Annotated in this window: 4 protein-coding genes; 3 read left to right on the top strand and 1 reads right to left on the bottom strand. The window is 40.7% G+C overall.

Going from position 1 to position 2,676, the window contains the following annotated elements:
* From DWX84_RS21275 to DWX84_RS21265, 3 genes are all read left to right on the top strand, one after another.
* Positions 1-330 (top strand): single-stranded DNA-binding protein (locus tag DWX84_RS21275; protein WP_120140368.1); only part of this gene is annotated, 330 nt, incomplete at its 5' end.
* A 169-nt stretch (positions 331-499) separates the two neighbouring features.
* The gene (locus tag DWX84_RS21270; RefSeq protein ID WP_005868750.1) at positions 500-838 is read left to right on the top strand and encodes a helix-turn-helix domain-containing protein; all 339 of its coding nucleotides are present in this window, start codon (positions 500-502) and stop codon (positions 836-838) included.
* Complete coding sequence (locus DWX84_RS21265; protein WP_005868749.1) at positions 835-2,112, top strand: type II toxin-antitoxin system HipA family toxin; 1,278 nt, start codon at positions 835-837, stop codon at positions 2,110-2,112. The genes DWX84_RS21270 and DWX84_RS21265 overlap by 4 nt, the downstream gene beginning before the upstream one ends.
* A 157-nt stretch (positions 2,113-2,269) precedes the next feature.
* Here DWX84_RS21265 and DWX84_RS21730 read toward each other — a convergent pair whose 3' ends face one another.
* Complete coding sequence (locus tag DWX84_RS21730; RefSeq protein ID WP_005868748.1) at positions 2,270-2,431, bottom strand: hypothetical protein; 162 nt, start codon at positions 2,429-2,431, stop codon at positions 2,270-2,272.
* Between the last annotated feature and the right edge of the window lie 245 nt (positions 2,432-2,676).

Here is a 2,676-nt window from a genome sequence, read left to right as displayed (position 1 = left end):
AAGATTGAAAATTCATTCGCAGTAACAGGCAGGATTTGTAGGGATGCAGAAATCCATTTATTCGAAATAGTAAAGGTTGCACACTTCTCTATTGTGGTCAGTCGCATAGGCAAGATAAATGAAGAAAAAACATTTGTTTCCTCTGTTATGAAAGTTGAAGCCTGGAGTAAGATGGAAGACCGCTATGCTTTTTGGATACTGCAAAAAGATGTACTGATTACCGTTGAAGGCTACTTTAAGCCGGAAGAATGGACGGATTCTAAAAGTGGGGAGAAACGTAACCGCATTGTGATGGTAGCTACTAAGTTCTACCCGACTCCGGAAAAATAAGAACCCCCGGACTAAAAAGAAAAAGCAATCAAACGATTGAAGCGGCACAAGGTCGCTTCAATCGTTTGCTAATGCGGCAGAAGATTATAAAAAAAGTGTTTCTTAATTTGGTGATTTTCAGATTTATCGGTATTTTTGTATCAAAAATGATACCTAAATATGTTTTTCTATGAAAAGATTATATGATACATATACAATATACGAATTTTCAGATGAATGTATTGTAAAGGAAATCTGCAAGAGAGTTAAGTCTATAAGACTTAGCTGCTGTTTTTCCCAGCAAGAATTTGCGGATAAGGCAGGAGTATCTATCGTTACTATTAAGAGAATAGAATCTTGTAAAGTAAGTGATATTGCCCTAAGTACATTGCTTAAGATTTTGCGTATAAGTGGAACTCTTGAAGGCGTTGTCGGTTTGGTTCCGGAACTTCCAGACTCCCCTTTCCTAATCAATGAAAAAACAGGTAAAAGAATACAAAGAATTAACGGTAAACGTAAGATGGTATGAAGAAAGAGCCGATTATAGTGAATGTATATCTGTGGGGGACTTGCATTGGCAAATTGAATTGGGACTTTGAAAAGCATTGTTCTGTATTCCAATTTACGGATGAATATAGGAAACAAGATTATGATATATGCCCTTCCACACACCCTAAGAGAACCCCTTTGTTTGCGTCTTTCTATGGGAATAAAGATAAATTATATCAAGGGCTTCCGGAATTTCTTGCAGATGCGCTTCCTGACAAATGGGGGGCTTCCCTATTTGACCAATGGCTCACGGATAATAATATAAAGGTTACGGAATCATTGCCTCTATTGAAGCTCTCTTATATTGGCAAGAGGGCTATGGGAGCATTGGAATTTGAACCGGAATTTAATGATGATGCCATCCATGAGTCAGTAAATATGTCATCATTGGCAACTTTGGCTTCTAAAATATATAATGATCGAGATGCTGCTGTCATATCACCGGAGGATAGCCTCACGATGAAAAAGTTGATATATCTTGGAACTTCTGCCGGTGGCATGCGCCCGAAGGCAGTGATTGCCTATAATCTCGAAACGGAAGAGTTTCGTTCCGGCCAGGTGGATTTGCCTGAAAATTTTAAGCAGTATATCATCAAATTTAAAGAAGCAGATGACTCTCCTACCACAGAGATAGAAATGGTATATAGCGAAATGGCAAAGGCGGCGGGAATCAACATGATGCCATGCTTCCTGAAAGAAATTGATGGAAGAAATCATTTCGTAACGGAAAGATTTGATCGTAAGAATGGAGAAAAGCTCTTTAGTCAGACCCTTGCGGCCATTATGCCGGGTGCAGATGATTATATGAAGCTGTGTTGGATAGCAGAGACTCTGAAACTTCCCCAGGAAGACAAAGATCAGATATTTATCAGAATGGTATTTAATTATGTCGCAGGTATATCCGATGATCATAATAAGAACATATCGTTTATCATGGATAAGGCAGGGGTATGGCGTTTATCACCTGCATATGATGTAATGTTCACGGCAAATACATGGGAAAATTCTTCAGCACACATTCATTCGATGGGCGTGATGGGCAAAAGGTCTGCCTTGACTACAAGTGATTTCGTCAACTTTGCCGAGGATTTTGTAGAGGAGCCCGAAAAGAAGATATTACAGGTGTTCGATGCTGTAAGCAAATTTCAATCGTTATGCGCCACGTATGGCATAGATAAGGCTATATTTGATAAAATCCAACATGTATTGGATGGATTGGTCACTGATGATTTGGATTTGCTGCAATTAACTTAAAGAACAGTAGATGGTGATAGTTGCTCCAGTCTTTTCTGGAACGGCTTTCTTTTCTTTTGAGATCTTTATACCCCTATTTGTTATTTTGGAGAAAGTCACATGTTTCCCACCCACCCTTTCAGCGGAGTGACTGTCCCCGTTTCAGGATTTCTCATAGTCACTCGCAGGCTCCGTGATTGTGTGAAATCCAGGAATGGGGAAGGCAAAGGAGAGAGGCATATCCGGTCTGCTTTCGGAGCTTCGGCCACATCGAGACAACCTCTTTCCGGCGGCTATGCCACTCTCCTTTTATTTGCCCGGCAGTCTGTTGCTTACCCATATGCCCCAGCCTTTTAGGGCTGTATATAGGTAGTCGGACATTTCGCCGCTAAATCGGCAGTCCGCTTCAATCGTTTGCTTGCTTTTCTCCGAGTGGATGCCTTTCTGTTTTTCCGGTTGTATAATCTTCTTTTTCCGGAAACAGTTGTAGTGGCTGTATGCCTGTATGGTTATGTTCTCCCCGCAGAATCCGCAAGTCTGTTCTTCCGTTGCAGCCTTTCATTTTATCGTGCAGTCACTTTTTTC

The organism is Parabacteroides sp. AF21-43, from assembly GCF_003635435.1.
Classification (GTDB): domain Bacteria; phylum Bacteroidota; class Bacteroidia; order Bacteroidales; family Tannerellaceae; genus Parabacteroides; species Parabacteroides distasonis.
This window is presented reverse-complemented; position numbering and strand designations above follow the sequence as displayed.